The following is a 19,993-nucleotide window of genomic DNA, read 5'->3' on the forward strand; positions in this document are numbered from 1 at the left end:
TATTGTTAACCAAAATAAAAATATAAGGCTAACAATTAAACGTATTCAGCAAAAGGTGGTGTCATCCTGTGGCTATCTCTACAGTCGTTATCTTGATGACATAAAAAAGTACGGAAATGTTAAACAATTTGCCGCTAAAACATACGAACCACCGGGCACTTTCCCCATTTCTAGCATTCCTTGGGTTAGCTTCACTGGCTTTAACCTGAACATCTATAATGAGGGAACCTATTTATTACCCATCTTTACAATGGGGAAATATTTTCAGCATGACGAAAAAATACTGTTGCCATTATCAGGACAATTCCACCATGCCGTTTGCGACGGTTACCATGCCGGGGTGCTGTATAATGAGCTGCAATTACGTGCAGATACTTGTACGGAATGGTTGCCAAACTACACGGGTTAAATAGAGCAAGGAGCAGCTACTACGGTAGCTGCTCCTTGTTTCTATTAAGCTAAAGGGCAGCCTGCTCATACGATCTATCAGCAACTATTCTTAATTCTAATAAGAAATTACTTATATATAGAATCTTAATTTATACGCTTATTCATAAGCGGTTGCACAATGCTCATATCGGGAATTGTGTATCCAATAGGCATTAATTGAAGAATACGATTCCAGATGTTTTTTTGTTCAATATCATGGGCTGATGAGAATTTGGAATCGATCATCTGCTGTAAATTATGAGCAGTTAGCAATTCTGGTCTTCTCAGGTTAAAAAGTATTGATCTTCGACGTGCTTTTTTAAGCACTCGTTTAATTATCTTCTTTTTGAGAGTCTTCTTTTTCTGTTTTTTCGTTTTCTTATTTTTAATGCGATTAGATATCTTCTTCTTCGTAAGATGCGCCATTTACTTCTTCCTTTCTTTTTCTTCCGTTGAACAGGTTGTATAGGTTGTGTAGGTTGTATAGGTTGCAAACTAATTCCGTTATCGATTTCTGGATGCTTGCTTTTCGCGAGATTATACAAATCGACGACACGTTCAGTCATCGCATGCAATGACCAATGTTCCTCTCCCCATCTCTTTGCATGATTTGCCAGCTCAATCAGTGATGTTGAATCATCTTCATCTAAGGCTGATCTTAAGCAATGAAACAGCTGATCTCTATCTCCAGCATGAAATACAAGTCCAGTCGATGAGTGGGTTACCATTTCTGGAATACCACCAGCGTCTGAAGTGATGACTGGCTTGCCTGCAATTTGTGCTTCGATAATGGCAAATGGCTGGTTATCCTGCATGCTGGGCAGGACGACAAAATCAGCTTGTCGAAGCAATTCAGGAACATCCTCGCGGTTTCCCATAAAGATAACGTGATCAGTAAGACCGAGATTATTGGCAGTTTGCGTTATTTCTTCACGAAGAAAACCATCTCCTACGAACCAACAAATCCAATCCGTACGTTCTTCTTTTAGTTTGGCTAGTGCATAGATGAGATGGATTTGACCTTTCACAACATCAAAGCGTGCAGGGCACATAAATACTTTCTTCTCAGCAGGTCTTGTAACATTTGATTCTCGATTCATGTTTTGAAGAAACTCGTCAATGTCAAAACCATAATGGCTGACTGTAATACTATGTTCTGGAACAGAAAATTCATTTACTAAAACATCTTTTAACCACTGCGAGGGCGAGATTGTTACATCACTGACGGTTGCACCCAAATTTTCACGTATGGCCGAATAGTGCCAAAGCGGGGTATTTGTGTCTTGTTCCAGTAACCCCAATTCTTTCAACTTAACAAACCACTCTTTGGTGAGACAGCCATGAATTGTCGTTACTAAAGGAGTTTTAGGAGATTTAACACGTGACAACGCATGTGCGCTAACAATGTCCTGTGCATGGATAATGTCATAATCGGATAAGTCGAAGTACAAGGCAGCTGCTTCAATACAATACCGCTCAATTTCGGTGCTAGTTATCCATGGATCAGTTCCGGGCAAATAGTGATTCATATAGAGACTAGTCTGATCGGCAATAAGAGATGTTAGTTTGCTTTTATCAATGAATAAGCTTTTTCCTGGGACATGGAATCCCTGTCCATCTGGCGTCGGGGAGAATATATCTACGTGATGCCCTGTGAGCTGTAATCCTTTTGACAACTGATTGACATACGTATTTACGCCACCTGCATGAGGTAGAGACCAGCTGCAGGCGATTAGTATTCGCATTTGTTCCCCTCCGGTCAATTTGTCTGTCATTCCACTATCATATGAGTCTATTACAATAATGTTAACGTACATCCACCTATTTTTCTCTCGTATCATTACAGGCGATTGTCAATCAACAATTGCATCCAGTCGGTATAATTCAATATCCTCAAAATCTTATAAACTTCGTGACATTCTACTATTTCTGTAAAATATAGACTTTTATCTAATGCGATTTTGATTAATTTTCGTATGATGCTAGAAGATTAGTCAAAGGAGTTGAGAGAGTGAAAGAGCATGCTACTAATTATAAAATTGGTATTATTGGGCTAGGGTACGTTGGATTGCCATTGGCTGAGTTGTTTCTTGAGAAAGGAAATACGGTTTATGGTATTGATACTGATGAACGAAAAATCAATATGTTAAACAAGCGTCAATCCTATTTGTCTGACTATAAGAAAAACGAGATTCGAAATCTTTTCAGTAAAAATAGTTTTCATGTTGGGACTACCTTCAATGTCATCGAGAAAGTCGATGTCATAATCATTTGTGTGCCTACGCCGCTAGATGATCATGATCAACCTGATTTGAAATATGTGATTGGAGCTGCACAAAATTTGCTTCCACATTTGCGAAGAGGTCAACTCATTGTATTGGAAAGTTCTACGTACCCGGGAACTTGTGAGGAGCTGCTTAAGCCGATATTGGAGTCCACTGGTCTCCTAGTAGGCAAAGAAATTTCGCTCGCATATTCACCAGAACGAATTGATCCCGGTTCGAAATGGGAATTGGAGCATATCCCCAAAGTTGTCGGAGGCGTAACGCCATCATGCACATCGTATGCCAAGGAAGTATATGAAGCAGTGTTTAAACGCATGGTCGTCGTGTCTTCACCGCGCGTTGCCGAAATGACGAAGCTGCTCGAGAACAGTCAGCGTTATTTGAATATCTCTTTTATGAACAGTCTGTTGAAGATATGCGAGGAGCTGGATATAAGCCTATGGGAAGTGATCGAGGCAGCAGGTACAAAGCCATATGGTTTTACGAAATATTATCCAGGTCCTGGTGTTGGCGGACATTGTATACCGGTTGACCCATTATATTTGTTGTGGAAGTCGAGGGAACACCATATTGATCTGCCTTTTATTGAGCTTTGCCGTCAGGTAAATGAGGATATGCCTAGTTTAATAGTAGAACGGGTTGCAAAGACTTTGCGTCCTAAAGAGCTAAACGAATGCAATGTACTTGTCATCGGGGTTACGTATAAGAAAGATGTAAATGATATGCGAGAGTCCATCGCGCTGCACATTATAGAGCAACTGCTAGAATCCGGAGTTAAGGTAGATTATTTTGACCCGTATGTAAATGAACTGAAAATTGGCGAAACGGTGCTTCATGCAGTCCCGCTTACGGCACGAAATATGAGAAATATTGATTGTACGTTAATTTTAACGGATCATTCGAATATTCCTTACGAGCTATTTGTGAAACACACACCTGTTGTCATAGATACACGCAATGCTACAAGCAAAGTCGCAGACCGTAAAAACGTCATCTTACTTTAAAAGGGGGGGATTTCAATGAAAATAGTAGTAACTGGTGGCGCAGGTTTTATCGGCTCACATTTAGTTGAGCGTTTGCTGGAGGAAGGCCACACCGTTTGGACAATAGATGATTTCTCGAATGGGCGGCCGGAATTTTTATCCCATCTCCAAAATCATAAACGTCACACACTTATCCAAGGCTCAGTAATGGATCGAGTGGTGATGAAGAAATTGATTGCCAAAGCTGATGTTGTTTACCACTTAGCGGCTGTTCTAGGCGTTAAAAATACGGTAGATGATCCCATTAAAGTTATAGAAGGCAACATTGACGGTACACGCAATGTACTTGAATTAGCATATCCGCGCCATGTCAAAGTCATTTTTGCTTCAACATCCGAAATATATGGAAAAAATGAGGAGCTGCCTTTTCACGAAATGTCCGGACGTATCTATGGTGCCCCATCTGTTCATCGTTGGTGCTATGCAACGGCGAAGTCGCTGGATGAGCATATGTGCTTTGCTTATGCCCAAAAGGGACTGCCAGTTACCGTGCTTCGGTATTTCAACGCATACGGACCTAGGCAAACAAATTCGCAATATGGCGGTGTTGTAGCACAATTCATTAAGGCAGCCTTGAAGGGAGAGCTACTTGAGGTTTATGGAGATGGGTTTCAAAAACGTTGTTTCACTTATGTAGAGGATACGATCTCTGGTACTTTAGCAGCACTCAAGCCGGAAGCTAACGGACTTGCATTCAATATCGGTACGAACCGCTCTATCTCGATTAGGGAACTTGCAAACTTGATTGTTTCTCTTAGCAATTCGACATCTTCTATCGTGTCCAAAACGTATGATGAAGCTTATGGCGCGGGTTATGAGGATATACCGGCACGAGAGCCGGACTTAACAAGATCACAAACTTTGCTTGGCTATAGACCTTCCGTGAAGTTGGAAGAAGGACTTATGAGAACAATAGATTGGTATCGAAATCATATATGATTTTTGTTCCTTTTGGCTGAAAGAGGGGTGACGGATGAAAATTGCACTTGTTTCATATTGGTGTGTTCCATATACAGGTGGAGTATCCACTTATGTATTGGCACTCAGGAAAGGACTTGAAGATAGGGGGCATGAGGTCGATATCCTCTCTCATAACGAAACTGGGCAGAATTACCACGTTGTCGATAAAGGTAAGTCGATTGATAAGCAAGCTGTATTAACTCCGATCATGCAGTATATGGGTCTTCGGTTCAATGAGAAATCATTGAATTATGATTCTTGGTTGGCAGCAATGGACGGGGAACGAATCGCTTTCCGTCAAGCATTATCCGAATTTTCCTTAAAGGAATATGACCTGATTCATGCGCAAGATGTGATCTCTGCGATTGGAGTATCTGAAGTTAAGCCGCGAACTACACCTCTTATTGTAACCCTTCACGGGAAACTAGAAGCCGAATGGAGGCTTCAAGGTTATATTTCTGATGATACCCTATCTGAACAATGGGGAAATGCGCTCGATCATTATGGAAGCATGGTTGGTGATTGGAATATTTACCCTTCCAAATGGCTTAAACAACAATATGAATCAACTGGGCTCATGAATGATATACAAATGGATGTTATTCCATATGGATTCGATACGTTATCTTTCCTCCATAAATCTACTAATGGAATAATAACGACTAAACCAGAAGGGGTGAAGCTGTTGGTCTGTCCCGCGCGTCTAGATCAGGTGAAAGGCCATGATGTTTTATTCCATGCACTTTCATTGCTGTTAAAGAACCGTTCGGATTGGATATGTTGGTTGATCGGAGACGGACCGCTGCGGGATAGTCTTGAACAAGTGATGAACCAGTATAATCTGGAGGGCCATGTCAAGTTTCTTGGACATCGGAACGATATGGCAGCTCTATTGAAGGAAGCGGATTACGTTGTAGTGCCAAGCATTCATGATAATTTTCCGTTCGTGGTCATGGAATCGCAAGCAATGGGGAAACCGATCATTGCTTCAGCAGTAGGAGGTATTCCAGAGATGATAACTCATGGCGAGAACGGTTTATTAGTGCCAGCCGGTCGAGCAGATTTGTTATGCAGCCAAATTCATAAACTATTCAATGATGACTCTCTTCGAAAACGTCTGGCCAATAAAGCCAGATCTTATGGACTCAAAAAATGGTCATTGGATAAGATGTGCGATCGAACTTTACAGCTGTACGAAAAGGCGCTTCAAGTCAAGCGAGGTGAAGTAAATTGAAAATTTTACTTGCAACGTACTGGCTGATCCCCCATGTTGGAGGGGTTTGGGTCTATATTCAAGATTTAAAAGCAAGCTTGGAACGACTAGGTCATGAGGTGGATGTGTTCGCTAGGCATCCGGATGAAAATAGCTATTATATGGCTAATACTGGTGAGGGGGTAGAGAAAGAGAGATTTAAACGGCTCGTCGAAGGCGAAATACGAGCGATCTACGCTCCATACCAGTCGCTAATTGATCCATGGATTGTTGAACAGGAAATTGAGTTCTGCTCTTATGCCCTTGCAGCATCTTATTTTGGACTTGGAAAATATGATTTGATTCATACTCAGGATGTCATTTCATCCCGAGCACTATGGCAAATTAAACCGGAAGAGATACCATTAATAAGTACAATCCATGGATGTCTCTCAACTGACTACTGGGTATCGCTCGAAGGGAAATTGCCGTCCGATACGATTTGGAAGTATGCATGTGCTCGGGAGTATTATGGCGCAACCTCAAGCGATTTGACTATTGTTCCGACGAAATGGCTGCATGATACGCTCGTTGGATATATGGTGCCTTCCCAGCATATGGAGGTTATCCCATATGGGATGAACGTGGAGCTATATTTGCAACGGATGAATGAACGCTCTACCTTTACGATACCGGATGCAGCGAATGTCATCATCTGTCCTGCGCGATTTGACAAAGTAAAAGGGCACAGCTGTTTACTAGATGCTCTGTATACTCTCAAACAAATAAGAAATGATTGGATATGTCTACTCGTTGGTGATGGGAATCTTCGGTCAGAGTTAGAGTCGAAAGCAAACCGCTTGGGCTTAGCTAGTCACGTAATTTTTACGGGCAGCAGAAATGACGTTCCGTCATTGATTAAGCAGTCTGATATCGTCGTGCTCGCAAGCTTAAATGACAATCATCCGTTTACTGTCATGGAAGCGCAGATTGCACATAAGCCACTCGTTGTTTCCAATGCTGGCGGTATTCCGGAAATGGTGAAACACAATCATACGGGATTGGTTGCAAAAGCTGGGGACAGTGACGAATTGTCACACTGCTTGAATGCACTGTTGGATGATCATAAGCTTCGCAATAAGCTTGCAGCAAATGGTTACAAATGGGGCGTGAAACGATGGTCACTAACGACCATGGAGCAGCTAACCACCCATCTTTATGAACAGCTCTTGAACAAACAGCGTATACGAAAAGTAACACATCCTCCGAAACATGCTGGAAGACATGGGGCATGGATAAGCTCATCACTAAGAGAAGTGTACAATATGTACATCCCGCAATCCTATTCAATTGTTGATGATCATATTATTGGTTCCGTTCTATATCAAGGAAAATAAAAAAACTATCTGAAAGGAAAGATTTCATGACCAATATACAAATCACTCCATCAGGTCCTCAACAAGAACCTTCCATCGCTCTTAATTCACTGGATCAATCTACTGTCATCGTAACAACGAATGATCTGCGGTCGGGGAATAATATGACGACGATCTACCGGTCAGTCAATGGCGGTGCATCATACACCGAGATGCTGAATCCCCCTCCAGCGGGGTTCGCGGCATCAGGTGATGGTGTAGCAGCGTACGGTTATCCTAATCTGTTTCTTGTTGCAGCGACAGCTTTGAATGTGAACCCTGTAAGGGACTCGTCCATTATCGTGTACCGCTCGACGAACAATGGCGCCTCCTTTTCAACCCCAATCATTGTAAACCAGGGGTTTGGCACCGCGGTATATAACGACAAGCCGTCAATACGCATAGATACGTCGAATGGCAGTCCGTATCTTGGTCAAGCGTATATTGCTTTTACACGTTATTTCAACAATTTCCAAAGCTCTGAAACATTGATTTCGCGATCACTAGACCAAGGGATAACCTGGTCTACTCCCTTTCTGTTAACAAATCAAGTTCAAGATGTTTCGAATTTTGGATCGAGTATCGCAATTGGTCCCGCAGGCGAAATTTATGTCGGATGGATGCAATATGGTCCAGGAACGCCGCAATTTCTTATGCGCAGATCAGATGATGGGGGAGTGACGTATGGTCCTATTATTACCATATCGACAGTCTCGTTAGTTCCAACCCCTCTTCCTGTTCCAACCTTTGGTTTTCGCGTCTTGACGATTGCTTATTTAGCCGTAGATATCTCGCCATTTAACGGAGAAGGCATCGTCTATGCTGCTTGGCAAGACAACCGTACAGGTTCTGCACATATATTTCTCTCGCGATCGACTGACAAAGGCGTTTCATGGTCAACGCCAATTCAAGTAGATGATAGCCCGGTAGGATCGCAAAATATTTTGCCCAATTTAACGGTATCGCGTGATAATGGCGGGGTGAAGGTGATGTACTATACGAACCGTGTAAGCAACTCGTTAATCGATGTGTTTTTAGCTGAATCAAACAATGCCGGTTCGTCGTTTGCGCCTAATCTTCGTGTGACAAGCGTCTCCTTCGATCCGAATGCGGACCCGTCATTAGGCACTCCAACACCATCGATTGGTGATTATAACGACCTAATTGTAAAAGCAACTGGCGCAGCACTCATTGTCTGGATGGACACACGGACGGGATCACAGAACATCTTCGAGGATATCTAAACAAAGAGCGAATTGATTTCCAGCCTAACGGAAATCAATTCGCCATACTGCTTAGTATAGAAACGGTAAAGGTATCGGACTATTGTGTTATAGAAGAACGGTACCGTCCAAATGAACTGGACCAGTAATCGTAGCAACGTTTTGACCGATATGTTCAACAGTTAAGGAGTATTGCTGGAATGTGCCAACGATAGCAGGAATAGCCGTCTCGGTGTGTTGGAAAGAAGTCGTGAAATCGAGCGGTACCCATGGACCTTCACTTGCGGTTCCTAAAAATACGGAATCAGTCGTTTGGAAGACAACCGTCGCGGGGGCACTCGTTCCGCCGCGACGAATGCGGAAGAGAAGCTTCGGTACGATATTCAGGACCAGTAATTGCGCCTCCCAGCCGATGGTTGCTTTTAACTCAATCCGGTTGTTTACATTAGTAACTTGAAGAAAGATAGATGTCAGCAGCACTTCCGAACCGGGAGAAATAGAAAGGGGGAGAGACCCTGTTCCAACGGGAACTTCTTGAAACTGGTAGTCATTAATGATTACAGCCATAGCTTTCACCTCCTTTCCTATTGAAAAAAGCATGAATTGGGATATTTAAAAGCCAATCGTTGTACCCATTAACGTAACCGGACCAACTACCGTAATCGTTCCGAGTCCATTGCTTTGCACAGTCAAAAAGTATTGTTGAAACGAACCGACAAGGCTTTGATCAGGCGATTCTACGTGATTTAAAGTTGTTGTTATGATGTTCGAGATTAACCCACCTGTTCCTAAAAATTCCGAATCTGTTGTTTGATAGACCTCAGGGAATGCCACCGTAGAACCCCCGCGTCGGATGCGGAATGTGAGCTTGGGTACAATCGGAAGCAAAAGTAATTCAGCTTGCCAACCGACCGTAGCTTGCAATACTAATTTATTGCTTGTGCTCGTGACATTAAGAAATACGGATGTTAATAACGTTTCGGTACCGGCAGCCAGCAATAATGGTAATGACTGTGTGTTTTGCTTCACCTCTTGTGACGCAAAATCAACTAAAAATGCCATACTCTCAACTCCTTTTTAATCGTAAATTACCCGATAATTGATCCTAATAATGTAACGGGTCCAATAATTGTCGCCCCACCCGTGCCGCTCAGTTGCGCGGTTAAAAAATACTGTTGATAGGTTCCTGCAATTGCGGGGGTATCAGGAGAGTCGGAACGCTGAAGGGATGTAGTCAAGTCAGAAGTCAGTACCGGTATCAAGTTGCCAGCTCCGAGAAAAACGGAATCTGTAGTCTGAAAGATGAGCGTGCTAGCTGGTGTGAATCCACCGCGGCGGATACGGAAGATGACCTCAGGAACTAGGGGCAGCAGTGATAGTTGAGCCTCCCAGCCGACGGTAGCAGACAGTTCCACTTCCACATTCGCATTAGCGATATTAAGAAAGATAGAGGTCAGCAAAACTTCTGTGCCAGCTGGCAAATTAAGAGGAAGCGACATTTGTCCGATAGAAACTTCTTGTGAAGCAAAATCAATCAATTGAGCCATTTACGCAGCTCCTTTCCTGTTCAATTGAATATTACATTATAGTAGATTCATAGATTCACATCGCGGACACGGATAGATGTACCCGTTTAAAGGTTTGATTTTTTTGGTTATTGGAGGAAAGAGAATGGATGACGAAATTACGAAGATGGAACGAATGTACGCGACGTCCTTCCACGATGTCATGATGGATCATCATTATCGATATCATTTTGCATTGAACTACATTCGTCGTGGAGATTATATATTGGATGCGGCTTGCGGCTCAGGGTATGGCACTCATTACTTGGCTACAAACTCTGCTTGCACACTGACTATCGGTGTGGATCGATCGGATCATGCATTAAATTGGGCGATTGATCATTTCTACTGCGACAATACCGTTTATGTGAAAAGCGACTTATCTGGATTGTTTCAAGAAGAACTTCCTATCCAAAAGTTCGATGTTATTACCTGCTTCGAAACCGTCGAGCATATGAAGGATGATCGGTCATTCGTCCAGAAGCTTTATGATTCTCTTAATGTAAACGGCATTCTTCTTATCTCAGCACCAAATGAAAAGGTTATTCCGCATTTGAACAATCCGTACTTCCTAGGTGGTGTGAATCCTCATCACTATCGCCATTATCAACCTAATGAATTGTCCAGCTTGTTGACGGATTGTGGCTTTCGTATCCAACAGGTATGTACACAAGATAATGAGACGTATGAGCTTATTATAGGCCGTGATGATGGTTTTACAACGGTTCTTGTTGCCATGAAATGAATAAAAAATAGGCGATCGCTCTCAGGCTGAATGCCGAGAAACGATCGCCGCTTTAGCCTATTATTTACGGTAATACTCATAAGTTTGTGTTAATCCTTCGATTAAGCTAACTTTCGGCCGCCAACGCAATATTTGTTCAGCTTTCAAATTATCGAGACAGCTGTCCATAATATCACCTGGCCGCTCTGGGCCATGTGCAACATCTATGGCTGAGCCGTGAATCTTATTTAACCTATGCACTAAGTTATTAATCGAAGTAGGCAAGGCTGTACTTATGTTGATCGTTTCTTGATTCCCTTGACGGCTCGCAGCTATATTTGCTCTTACAACATCTTGCACAAAAATAAAATCGCGATTCTGATTGCCGCTGCCATGCACAAAAAGCGGAAGCCCCTTATGCAGGTTGCTCATAAATATGGCAATAACGCCACCTTCACCTTTTGCAGTTTGACGAGGACCATATACGTTGCTATAACGTAATATCGTGTAGTTAATGCCGTTCAATTCATGAAACAATCGAATATAGCACTCGCTTGCATGTTTGGATAAACCATAATAGGAAATCGGAGAAGGTAATGCATCCTCCGATGCACGTTCTTTTTTTGAGACACCATATACGGCCGAGGTAGAGGAGAATATGATTTTTCCGACGCCAGCTTGCTTGCAAGCATGAATAAGCCGCACGGTACCAACGATATTTACGTTAGCGTCGAATGCAGGGTCGGCTATCGACCGTTGAACATCAACCTGAGCTGCCATATGAAACACAACATCCGGCTTAACTGTTTGAATGATTTGAGAAGATGAATCGCTGTTTATATCTTCAATATGCAATGTTGCTGCAGGATTTACATTTTTTATTGATCCAGTTGTAAGATTGTCGATAATGTGTACCTCAGCGCCATTATCGATAAGCATATCTGTAAGATGGGAACCAATAAAACCTGCACCTCCTGTAACCAAAGCTTTCATAACACAACTCCCCACTATGACGTTTTGATTCATCATATGCATAAAAAAGGGATTGGAATATGTATTCATACCCTAGGTTATAGCCAATTTGACAGCAGAAATAATAATGGAGCGGCATATATTACGCCCCTCCATGTGGATGACAAACCTGCCGGTATTATGAACGTTGCTCCGGGTACCAAGATTCCAGCTAATGCAAATAGCTTATTTAGGTTATAGGTTTGAAATAATATTTTGTATGTTGTTGATCATTCCTGTCCATACCGTAATCTGTCTGTCGGGATATGTGAATGCAACATCAATATAGTCTCCTAAAGACGGGCAAGGCTCCCCATAACTCGGATCTGCGTTAGGATCAAATGAAGTGTCTGATAGGCGGGTATTAACAGCAAAAGTGGCGCCTGCATCTCCTGAAGTTGTGCCATAAACATCAAGCATACTGGAGTCGACGCGATTCGTGTAATACACAATTTGGATGAGTCCCGTACTACGAGAAACCGCAATATTCGGATAAAAATTTTGCGTACCAGTGGGGCTGTCATCCACTTGAATCGGTGTCGACCAAGTATTTCCTTGATCGGTTGACCTCGATAAGTAGATGTGCGAAAAGCCAGTCTGATAACCTTGCCAAACGGCGTATAGTATTCCTTGGCCGAGATTGGCCGAAATATCTATCGCAAGGAAGGCGCTGGTCAAGACGCGGAAAGCGAATCCGGGTATGGGAAGGGGACTTGGGACGAGGGAAATATTCGATACTACAACAATCGGATTAAAGGTCGCACCTCCATCATCGGATCGTCGAATGAGGAATTGAGGATTACCTGGTGCATACTGCGCCCATGCTACATAGACCTGTCCCGTTGGTCCTATTGCTACATTCGTGCCGAACACGGCGGTTCCTGTCGTTTGATTTGACAAAAGAATGGGAATCGACCACGTTTGTCCTAGATCGAGAGAACGTTGATAAAAAGTGCCTGAGGTGGCGAAATTGTCATAATATCGTGTAAAGCCAACATGTGCCAGACCGAGATAAGGACTTCCGTTAGAGTTATCGAGTTGAATGAAGGGTTTATCATTATATATTTGCTGTCCAAAGCCCTCACATGTAATGACCGGAGCGGAGAAAATAACTCCATTATCTGTAGAAGTATAGACGGTGATAGAAGAATCCATGACCGGATTCGTGTTCAGTGCGGTGCAGGCTATCATAAATGTATTGCGATAGCCATAAGTGCCTATAGCATTACCTTGGGTAGTAAAACCGACAGGTAGAGTCAGCGTCGGACTGGTTGGGTACGTAAACCCGCCATCCTGCGACACATATACATTGATTCTGGAAGTTCCTGTAGAAATGCTGCTAGATGTAACAATGACGGTTAAGTTGTTCAAAGTATTAACGGTAATGGAAGGCTCTTGCTGTGATTGCGCACCCATAGTAACCGGTATGTTCGTCAAATAGATGTCCTCCTCATGGTAGATTTTATATGTAGAAAAACAACTTGTCACCTACAAACGGTAGGAACAAGTTGTTTTCTTCTATTATCCTAGAACTTGCCCTGTAAGGTTTATCGGTCCGGTAATGGCCACGTTTCCGAGGCCAAAATAGGAAACGGTCAAAAAGTAGGGTACAGCGACACCAATTAACGTTGGATTTGGTACTTGCGTATGAGTGAAGGAAGTGTTAAATGATACCTGAGTTATAAAGCCCATGTTACCAGGAAATAGCTCGGAGTCCGTGGTTTGAAATACGATAGGATCTGTTGGGCTGAATCCTCCCGTACGAATACGAAAAGTTAGTTGGGGAGATACAGCCTGATTGAGAAGTTGTAACGCCCAACCGACATTTCCCCAGAATTGAAGCTGGTTCGTTGAGCTTGTGGCTGTGAGAAATATCGAAGTTAAATTAATCTCGACCCCCTGTGTTAGTCCTAGGGGCAACGATCCACCGCCTGCGGGAACCTCCTGTGTAGCATATTGCAGAATACTTGGCATAGGTCTATTCCTCACTTTTTTTAGATTACATCGGGACCCTGCTTTTAACCGAGAATCATGCCAGTAAAATTGACAGGACCAATAATTGATACATTTCCGATGCCAATTTGTTGAACAGTCAAATAATACTGTTGATAACTACCTACGATTGATGGGCTAGGATTCTCAGAATGATCAAATGAAGTATTAAAGTTGATAGGCATAATGAATTGTTGGAAGTCCGGTAAATACTGAGAATCTTGTATCTGAAAGACGATGGGGGAGCTCGATCCCGAACCTCCACGGCGAATTCGGAAGATGAGTTCAGGTATGATGGTTTGATTCAGCAGCTGTACTTCCCATCCTACGGTAGCAGATATTAATAAGTTGACGTTTGTGCTGGAAATATTGAGGAATATTGAAGTCAAGGCAAGTTCGGGGCCTGGGGTTAAATTTAAAGGGAGCGACCCTGAACCAATTGGAATTTCTTCCTTGTCGAAGTCAAGGATATTGAGCATTTAAATCACAACTCCTCTATTGTAGACTATGGTGAATTCATTGGCTGTATTCTTCAATTATCCTAATACAAACCCTGTTAAATTTACAGGACCGACAATGGAAGCATTGCCAACTCCTATATTCTGAACGGTTAAGAAATATTGTTGTGCTACTCCTATTACTGACGTTGGTGGGAGCTCCGTGTGATCAAATGCTGTAGTCATTCCAATATTCATACTGATAGCCGTGTTTCCAATTAGCAAAGCAGAATCCGATGTTTGAAACACAATCGGAGAATTCGTTCCAAATCCGCCGCGCCGAATGCGGAAGACAAGCTCGGGAGCAATAGACGTAGTGGTGATTTGTGCTTGCCATCCAATGGTAGAGTACATGAAGATATACTGATTAGAGCCGGTGACACTAAGCCAAATTTCAGTTAGTGGTAGTTCGGAAGCCCCTGCATTTACAGCCAAGGGCAAAGACCCTCCTCCGATAGGGACCTCTTCAAATTCAAAATCAAGGATATTTAACATGAGCGACATCTCCTTTATTATGATACTAGCCTTAATGACTTGTCCGATTATGATGATAGGTACAACAACCGTTACACCTTCACATTCAGACATCTCCTTTCAGTTGAAATCTACTACCATTCCACTATATTCAAACTATTTTAAAAGAAATGTACAAAAACCCCGATACAAAAGTACAATTTTCTGAGAGGAACATCCCTATGAGTTCACTTTCGTCATGTATTGGATATTCGAATGTTCTCTATTTAATAGAAGAATCTAAAAAATATGCTGAATTTGGACCGACTGATTATAGAAGACAATTTCGAAATCATAAGTGAAAATAAGGGTCAGTCTCGAAAGTAGATATAACTACTAACTTGTGGTCGGTGGATGATTGTATCGGAAAGTGTAATTGGAGAAATGATGGGAACGATAGATCAGAATAGTAAAATGGCTGTACAGGCATAGTCTCCTGTACAGCCATTTATTCATGGTGTTCAACATTATCATTCAGAGCGGGCAATCTCGCTAGAGAGCTTACTGCTTTGAGACAGCCCCTTATTTAATAAAATTAGTATGCCTTACGAGAGCTAGACTTGATATTGGAGGTACTCTCCTGATCTTTAAGCTGTGCAATCAGTTTATCACCTTCGACATCCAGGTTCGGCAGCAGGCGGTCTAACCATTTAGGCAGCCACCAAGCTTTATCGCCGAAGATTGCCATGACCGCCGGGACGAGTGCCATACGGACGATAAAGGCGTCAATAAGGATACCGATCGCCAGTGTAAAACCAATCTGCTTGATCATGATATCATGAGCGAAAATAAAGCCAGCGAAGACGGACACCATAATTACGGCTGCTGCTACAACTACGCGGCTGGCCTGATTGTATCCGTGAACGACGCTCTCCGTTCCATGATGCCCATGGACATAAGACTCTCGCATGGAGCTGACAAGAAAGACCTGATAATCCAAGTATCATTTGAATTCGAAGAGAAGACGAAGATTGCTTGGTTGATTCAACCGAAACAGGAAGGATTCATCTCCAGCAGAGTGACGGTGACGAGAGAGCAGGCTTTGGCGTTTGTTAAAGGCGCAGCAGAGATGATCCAGAACGCGTGCAAGAAGCTGCTCAATATAAAACTATCATTCGCCGTGGGTACGACATACCGGGAATGGAAAGAGCTATCCGATCAGTTTGAGCATTTGCGCTTGTTGATGAATCGCGGGCTGGGACTTGGACAAGAATTACTGCTGCTTGAACAGGAATCACACGAACTTGCCGCGGATTTAGACGTAAGAGAGCTGCGCAAACAAATGAAGAAAATGACGTTGATGCAAACGCTTCTGGAAAACGGTCAACAGGTACATTTTTCTGTCGAATATTCCGCACTGATGAAGCTCGCGGCATCTGCTGAAGGAAAATCAGACAGTACTAGAAGTGAAATATATTTTACGCTCATTTCTATTTTCTTATCGTACGTGAATCGCTGGAAGGTTCATGAGGAAATCGGCGATGACATTAACCTCGGAAAGATGACCCTGTTGGATTACACGAACAATTGGTTTGAAGTGACCGAATACTTCGGGAAATTGGCTGAAGTGATTTTTGAGCACAAATCATCGGGTCAAGGGTATCAGGAGATGGATGTTGTAAGTCAAGTTCAGCGTTATATCCGGCACAATGTGGCAGGCGATCTTAGCTTGAATCGAATTGCCGAGGTGGCAGGCCATAATCCGTCTTATTTATCTAGGTTATATAAACGCATAACGGGTGAAGGACTATCCGATTTTATTACGGCGGTGAAAATAACGAAGACGAAGGAGTTGCTGGGGGAAAATAGGTTGAAAATCAACGAAATATCCAAAGCAGTCGGTTTCTTGTCCAAGCAATCATTTTACCGTTTTTTTCGTAAAGCAACGAATGCAACCCCGCAGGGATACCGGGAACAGATTGGAAGGTCAACAGATGATAGTCGAATGTAAACAACGGCGAATAGAAGGGGGACGACAAGCTCTATTATAATCAAGGTGCAAGATCGCGAAGAGACAATTGCGAAGGGGAAAATAAATAGCTAAGTGAATATCAACTAGTTGTCCGAAATGTGCAAAAATAAGACTTTATCTTTCAAAGACTTGAAACGATTACTTTTTGTAAAATGAAACAATAAAACTTGTGAATGCAGGATCTGTCTGTCCGTCGTACCAGCCCCATTTGTCTTAAGGAATCTCTAAGGGCTAAATAACAATTAGGAGGAAAGATCGGTGAAAATAAGAAGAAAAGCACTTATAACAACAGTAATGATGTCGCTTTTAGCGTTCCCCTATAATGTATTAGCAGGAGACTCCATGCCGCCTACAGGCGATGCAGCATATGGCAAGAATCAACCGATGACCCATGGATATCGAGCAATGGTCTCAAGCGACTGATCCGAATGCAAAGCGATTAAGAGCTTTTGTGCCCTTGCAACAGAGGAATCAGGCGTTTTCTGCGACCCAAGCGAATCCTAAGCTGAGCCCAGAGACTGAGTTTTTAACCTAATTGGGGATTATGACTTCTATTTCCTTGGCGCAACGCCTTATAATAACGAGTTTTCGAACGATTTATTTAACTTCTGGCAATATACAGACTATTATGGCGGTTGGCATGGAACAGCAACAGAGGATGTACCTTCCAGCTTATATGATCCTACCGAATCTTGGGAAAGACGAGCATTTGAGTTCGGCATCGTAGACCTCCCTAACCCAGCTTATACGAATGCGGCGCACTGAAATCGGTAGGTTGTATCTTTATCCCGCGCGGAGGGCAGCCGTATGATCTTTTGCTTAAGCAAAGGGAAGACGGAAGTTTCTCGGTAGCAGAGAAGCTGATTGAGATGAAGGAATACTTCGGCTTCGATGGGTATTTCATTAACCAAGAAACGTCTATTAATCCCGAATTTATTGAGAGGTATAAGGCATTTACGAAAACGTTGGTCGATGCCGGGGTATACACGCAGTGGTATGACACGGTAGATGATGAGAAAGGGAAGCTCAGCTATCAGCCTTCGCTTATCCCATCACACAGCTCATTTGTTCGAGTGATACGAAGGGTGGAATCATTAACAACTCCATCTTTATGAACTATAACTGGAACTCTCCGGATGGATGGAATAATGGTGATAGCACGAATCAAGTCTATATTAAGAAAAGCGTCGAAGAAGCGAAGAGAAGAGGCATTGATCCTTTAAAAACAGTTTTCTCAGGGATCGAGGCAGGTATGGGGAAAAACAAGTTACCGAATAGATTGGTAAAGCTCACCCATATATTTAATGAAAACCTGACCCTTTGCGGTCGGGTTTTTCCAATGTTGGAACGCTTCTGCGGGTTCAAACAATTGATTTTTTTCTGAGAATGGTAAGTACATCATGGATATCGATGCAAACGTTCGGCAGGAGGAAACGGAATGTGGTTTCAAAAGAGAAGATTTACGATTTTTCCTAAGCTGCTTCTGGGCTTCTTGATCGCGATTTTACCTGTGTACATGTTGGGCATTTATTTGAACAAGCAGGTGGCCAGCAGTTTGCGGGATCAAATTCTGCAATCCATGCAAACCAATGTGAAATTTTATTTGTCATCACTGACGAATGAAATCGTTAATATCGAAAATTTTAAACGTTCCTTACTGGTGGACGAGGATCTTATGGCTTTAAGCACGGTAGCTCCGGCTTTGACGGAAAACGAGTTGCGTGAAGCGATTTTGCGGTTAGAGAGAAAGGTGGCTCTTCTGCAGGACTCCAGCTCCTATATTGCGAGTGCAACTCTTTACATCCCGATGATTGACAAGCAAATAAAGTCCGGAAGCTACATCGAGGGCGTCTCGATCAAAGAACTGGAATCGATTCGATTCAAGATGCAGCAGCAATTATCTCCATTAGTATGGCATGGCGACAAGCTGCTTATGGGCTCTTATTACCCGGAAAGCGTGATCAAAAACAGGGCTCCCGTCTTCTTGATCGAGATCGAGATCAATCAGCGGATGATCATGGACGATTTAAGCAGTATGTCCGATCAAGGAGGAGCTTACCTCTATTTCAAGCAGGAGGGTCGTGTTATTACTAATCACGCGGTGCCCAATACCTCCGATGAAATCGAAAAATTATTATCTCGGCAGTCAGGCGGTGAAGTTGAAAGCCTCATATTTGAGAACCAAGGAAAGAAATATTTGGTTTCGCTCCGGCAATCGTCAGGATATGATTTTTCGCTAGGAATATACACGCCGGAAGACGTCATTATGCGCGACTTTGACAAATATAATGCGTTGTTCTGGATCTTGTTCGCTTTGTCCATCATTGTGATGGCGCTTTTCTCATATTGGATTTTCAAAGCGATTCGGAATCCCGTCCGCAACCTGTTAAAGGCTTTCCGAAAAGTGGAGGAAGGTCAGCTAGCGGTTCGGGTTTCACAGAGGAGTAATGACGAATTTTCGGACCTGTCAGAACAGTTCAATAAGATGGTATCTAAGCTGCAATCCTTGATACAAGAAGTATACGAGCAGCAAATTAGGAGTCAACAGTCTGAACTAAGACAGCTGCAGTCGCAGATCAACCCGCATTTCCTGTACAACAGCTTTTTTATTTTGCATCAGCTGATCGAATTCGAGGATTTGGATAATGCAAGGAAATTCGTACACTATCTTGGCAACTACTTTCAGTTTATTACGAGAGATGCAAAGTCAGAGCTGTCACTAGGGCAAGAAATGAAGCATGCTGAAGCGTATTTAAATATCCAGATGATGCGGTTCGGCAGCAGGATCAATGTTTCGGTGGAACCGATTCCCTCGTGGCGAGAGGAATTGCTGGTACCGCGTCTCATCGTGCAGCCTATCATTGAAAATGCCTACCAGCATGGACTGGAGTCCAGAATATCAGATGGTCATTTGCGAATTACGAATGAATTGCGGGACAACTTCCTTTGTATCTATTTCGAAGATAATGGCACCGCGCTTACGGAAGACGGGCTTATGCGGCTCAAGTTCAAGCTTCAGGATGCATCGGAACTTGAAACGACGGGAGTCGTCAATGTGCATAGGCGGCTGCAGATCAAATTTGGCCAATCGGCTGGTCTATACGTATTCCGAAGCGAGCTAGGCGGCTTGGGCGTTGCGATGAAAATACCTGTTAAGACAAAGGAGGAGTAA

22 protein-coding genes are annotated in these 19,993 nt (G+C 42.9%); 12 read left to right on the forward strand and 10 right to left on the reverse strand.

What is annotated here, in order from left to right; translation table 11 throughout:
* Positions 1-58: 58 nt before the first annotated feature.
* Positions 59-409 (forward strand): CatA-like O-acetyltransferase, encoded by a 351-nt coding sequence (locus tag AB4Z50_RS01560; protein ID WP_441875531.1) that lies wholly within the window; start codon positions 59-61, stop codon positions 407-409.
* Positions 410-764: 355 nt separating this feature from the next.
* On the opposite strand, the gene AB4Z50_RS01565 is transcribed toward AB4Z50_RS01560, so the two are convergent.
* Entirely contained in the window at positions 765-2,174 is a 1,410-nt protein-coding gene (locus AB4Z50_RS01565) for a glycosyltransferase family 4 protein (protein WP_441874884.1), read from the reverse strand.
* Between the two features lie 266 nt (positions 2,175-2,440).
* On the opposite strand from AB4Z50_RS01565, the gene AB4Z50_RS01570 reads away from it, so the two are divergent.
* The 5 genes from AB4Z50_RS01570 to AB4Z50_RS01590 are packed head-to-tail and all read left to right on the forward strand — an operon-like array spanning position 2,441 to position 8,568.
* Positions 2,441-3,718 carry a nucleotide sugar dehydrogenase gene (locus tag AB4Z50_RS01570; RefSeq protein WP_441874886.1) on the forward strand — a complete coding sequence of 426 codons (1,278 nt, stop codon included), beginning with the start codon at positions 2,441-2,443 and terminating at the stop codon, positions 3,716-3,718.
* Between the two features lie 15 nt (positions 3,719-3,733).
* On the forward strand, positions 3,734-4,696 hold the full coding sequence (locus AB4Z50_RS01575; protein ID WP_441874888.1) for an NAD-dependent epimerase/dehydratase family protein: 963 nt from the start codon (positions 3,734-3,736) through the stop codon (positions 4,694-4,696).
* Between the two features lie 34 nt (positions 4,697-4,730).
* Positions 4,731-5,951: a glycosyltransferase family 4 protein gene (locus AB4Z50_RS01580; RefSeq protein ID WP_441874890.1), complete on the forward strand. Its 1,221-nt coding sequence runs from the start codon at positions 4,731-4,733 to the stop codon at positions 5,949-5,951.
* On the forward strand, positions 5,948-7,306 hold the full coding sequence (locus tag AB4Z50_RS01585) for a glycosyltransferase family 4 protein (RefSeq protein WP_441874892.1): 1,359 nt from the start codon (positions 5,948-5,950) through the stop codon (positions 7,304-7,306). Before AB4Z50_RS01580 ends, AB4Z50_RS01585 begins: the two co-directional genes overlap by 4 nt.
* Positions 7,307-7,332: 26 nt before the next feature.
* Complete coding sequence (locus tag AB4Z50_RS01590; protein ID WP_441874894.1) at positions 7,333-8,568, forward strand: sialidase family protein; 1,236 nt, start codon at positions 7,333-7,335, stop codon at positions 8,566-8,568.
* Between the two features lie 87 nt (positions 8,569-8,655).
* Here the strand turns inward: AB4Z50_RS01590 and AB4Z50_RS01595 are convergent, their stop codons facing one another.
* From AB4Z50_RS01595 to AB4Z50_RS01605, 3 genes are read right to left on the reverse strand one after another with little or no spacing between them, the layout of a single operon-like run.
* Entirely contained in the window at positions 8,656-9,114 is a 459-nt protein-coding gene (locus AB4Z50_RS01595; protein ID WP_441874896.1) for a hypothetical protein, read from the reverse strand.
* A 45-nt stretch (positions 9,115-9,159) separates the two neighbouring features.
* Positions 9,160-9,609, reverse strand: coding sequence for a hypothetical protein (locus tag AB4Z50_RS01600; RefSeq protein ID WP_076265539.1), 450 nt, complete (start codon positions 9,607-9,609; stop codon positions 9,160-9,162).
* A 26-nt stretch (positions 9,610-9,635) separates the two neighbouring features.
* Positions 9,636-10,094, reverse strand: coding sequence for a hypothetical protein (locus AB4Z50_RS01605; protein WP_339203094.1), 459 nt, complete (start codon positions 10,092-10,094; stop codon positions 9,636-9,638).
* 124 nt (positions 10,095-10,218) lie between these two features.
* Between AB4Z50_RS01605 and AB4Z50_RS01610 the strand changes: the two genes are divergently transcribed.
* On the forward strand, positions 10,219-10,857 hold the full coding sequence (locus AB4Z50_RS01610; RefSeq protein WP_441874899.1) for a class I SAM-dependent methyltransferase: 639 nt from the start codon (positions 10,219-10,221) through the stop codon (positions 10,855-10,857).
* Positions 10,858-10,917: 60 nt separating this feature from the next.
* Here the strand turns inward: AB4Z50_RS01610 and AB4Z50_RS01615 are convergent, their stop codons facing one another.
* The 6 genes from AB4Z50_RS01615 to AB4Z50_RS01640 all read right to left on the reverse strand — a co-directional run bounded on the left by AB4Z50_RS01615 (position 10,918) and on the right by AB4Z50_RS01640 (position 15,759).
* Entirely contained in the window at positions 10,918-11,829 is a 912-nt protein-coding gene (locus tag AB4Z50_RS01615; protein ID WP_441874901.1) for an NAD-dependent epimerase/dehydratase family protein, read from the reverse strand.
* A gap of 213 nt (positions 11,830-12,042) precedes the next feature.
* Complete coding sequence (locus tag AB4Z50_RS01620) at positions 12,043-13,284, reverse strand: sialidase family protein (RefSeq protein ID WP_441874903.1); 1,242 nt, start codon at positions 13,282-13,284, stop codon at positions 12,043-12,045.
* An 84-nt stretch (positions 13,285-13,368) separates the two neighbouring features.
* Entirely contained in the window at positions 13,369-13,821 is a 453-nt protein-coding gene (locus AB4Z50_RS01625; protein WP_441874905.1) for a hypothetical protein, read from the reverse strand.
* Between the two features lie 44 nt (positions 13,822-13,865).
* Entirely contained in the window at positions 13,866-14,318 is a 453-nt protein-coding gene (locus AB4Z50_RS01630) for a hypothetical protein (RefSeq protein WP_441874907.1), read from the reverse strand.
* Between the two features lie 57 nt (positions 14,319-14,375).
* Positions 14,376-14,924 carry a hypothetical protein gene (locus AB4Z50_RS01635; protein WP_441874909.1) on the reverse strand — a complete coding sequence of 183 codons (549 nt, stop codon included), beginning with the start codon at positions 14,922-14,924 and terminating at the stop codon, positions 14,376-14,378.
* A 460-nt stretch (positions 14,925-15,384) separates the two neighbouring features.
* On the reverse strand, positions 15,385-15,759 hold the full coding sequence (locus tag AB4Z50_RS01640; protein ID WP_441875534.1) for an MMPL family transporter: 375 nt from the start codon (positions 15,757-15,759) through the stop codon (positions 15,385-15,387).
* A gap of 699 nt (positions 15,760-16,458) precedes the next feature.
* Here AB4Z50_RS01640 and AB4Z50_RS01645 point away from each other — a divergent pair.
* The 5 genes from AB4Z50_RS01645 (at position 16,459) to AB4Z50_RS01665 (ending at position 19,993) form a co-directional block, all read left to right on the forward strand.
* Positions 16,459-16,800, forward strand: a complete 342-nt coding sequence (locus tag AB4Z50_RS01645; RefSeq protein WP_441875537.1) for a helix-turn-helix domain-containing protein — start codon at positions 16,459-16,461, stop codon at positions 16,798-16,800.
* A 279-nt stretch (positions 16,801-17,079) separates the two neighbouring features.
* A complete protein-coding gene (locus tag AB4Z50_RS01650; RefSeq protein WP_441874911.1) occupies positions 17,080-17,244 on the forward strand; it encodes a hypothetical protein in 165 nt (54 codons plus the stop codon).
* A gap of 338 nt (positions 17,245-17,582) precedes the next feature.
* On the forward strand, positions 17,583-17,936 hold the full coding sequence (locus tag AB4Z50_RS01655; protein WP_441875540.1) for an endo-beta-N-acetylglucosaminidase: 354 nt from the start codon (positions 17,583-17,585) through the stop codon (positions 17,934-17,936).
* On the forward strand, positions 17,933-18,205 hold the full coding sequence (locus AB4Z50_RS01660) for a hypothetical protein (protein ID WP_441874913.1): 273 nt from the start codon (positions 17,933-17,935) through the stop codon (positions 18,203-18,205). Before AB4Z50_RS01655 ends, AB4Z50_RS01660 begins: the two co-directional genes overlap by 4 nt.
* 54 nt (positions 18,206-18,259) lie before the next feature.
* Positions 18,260-19,993, forward strand: coding sequence for a sensor histidine kinase (locus AB4Z50_RS01665; RefSeq protein WP_441874915.1), 1,734 nt, complete (start codon positions 18,260-18,262; stop codon positions 19,991-19,993).

This window comes from Paenibacillus sp. 2TAB26, from assembly GCF_052115145.1.
In the GTDB taxonomy this organism is placed as follows: Bacteria; Bacillota; Bacilli; order Paenibacillales; family Paenibacillaceae; genus Pristimantibacillus.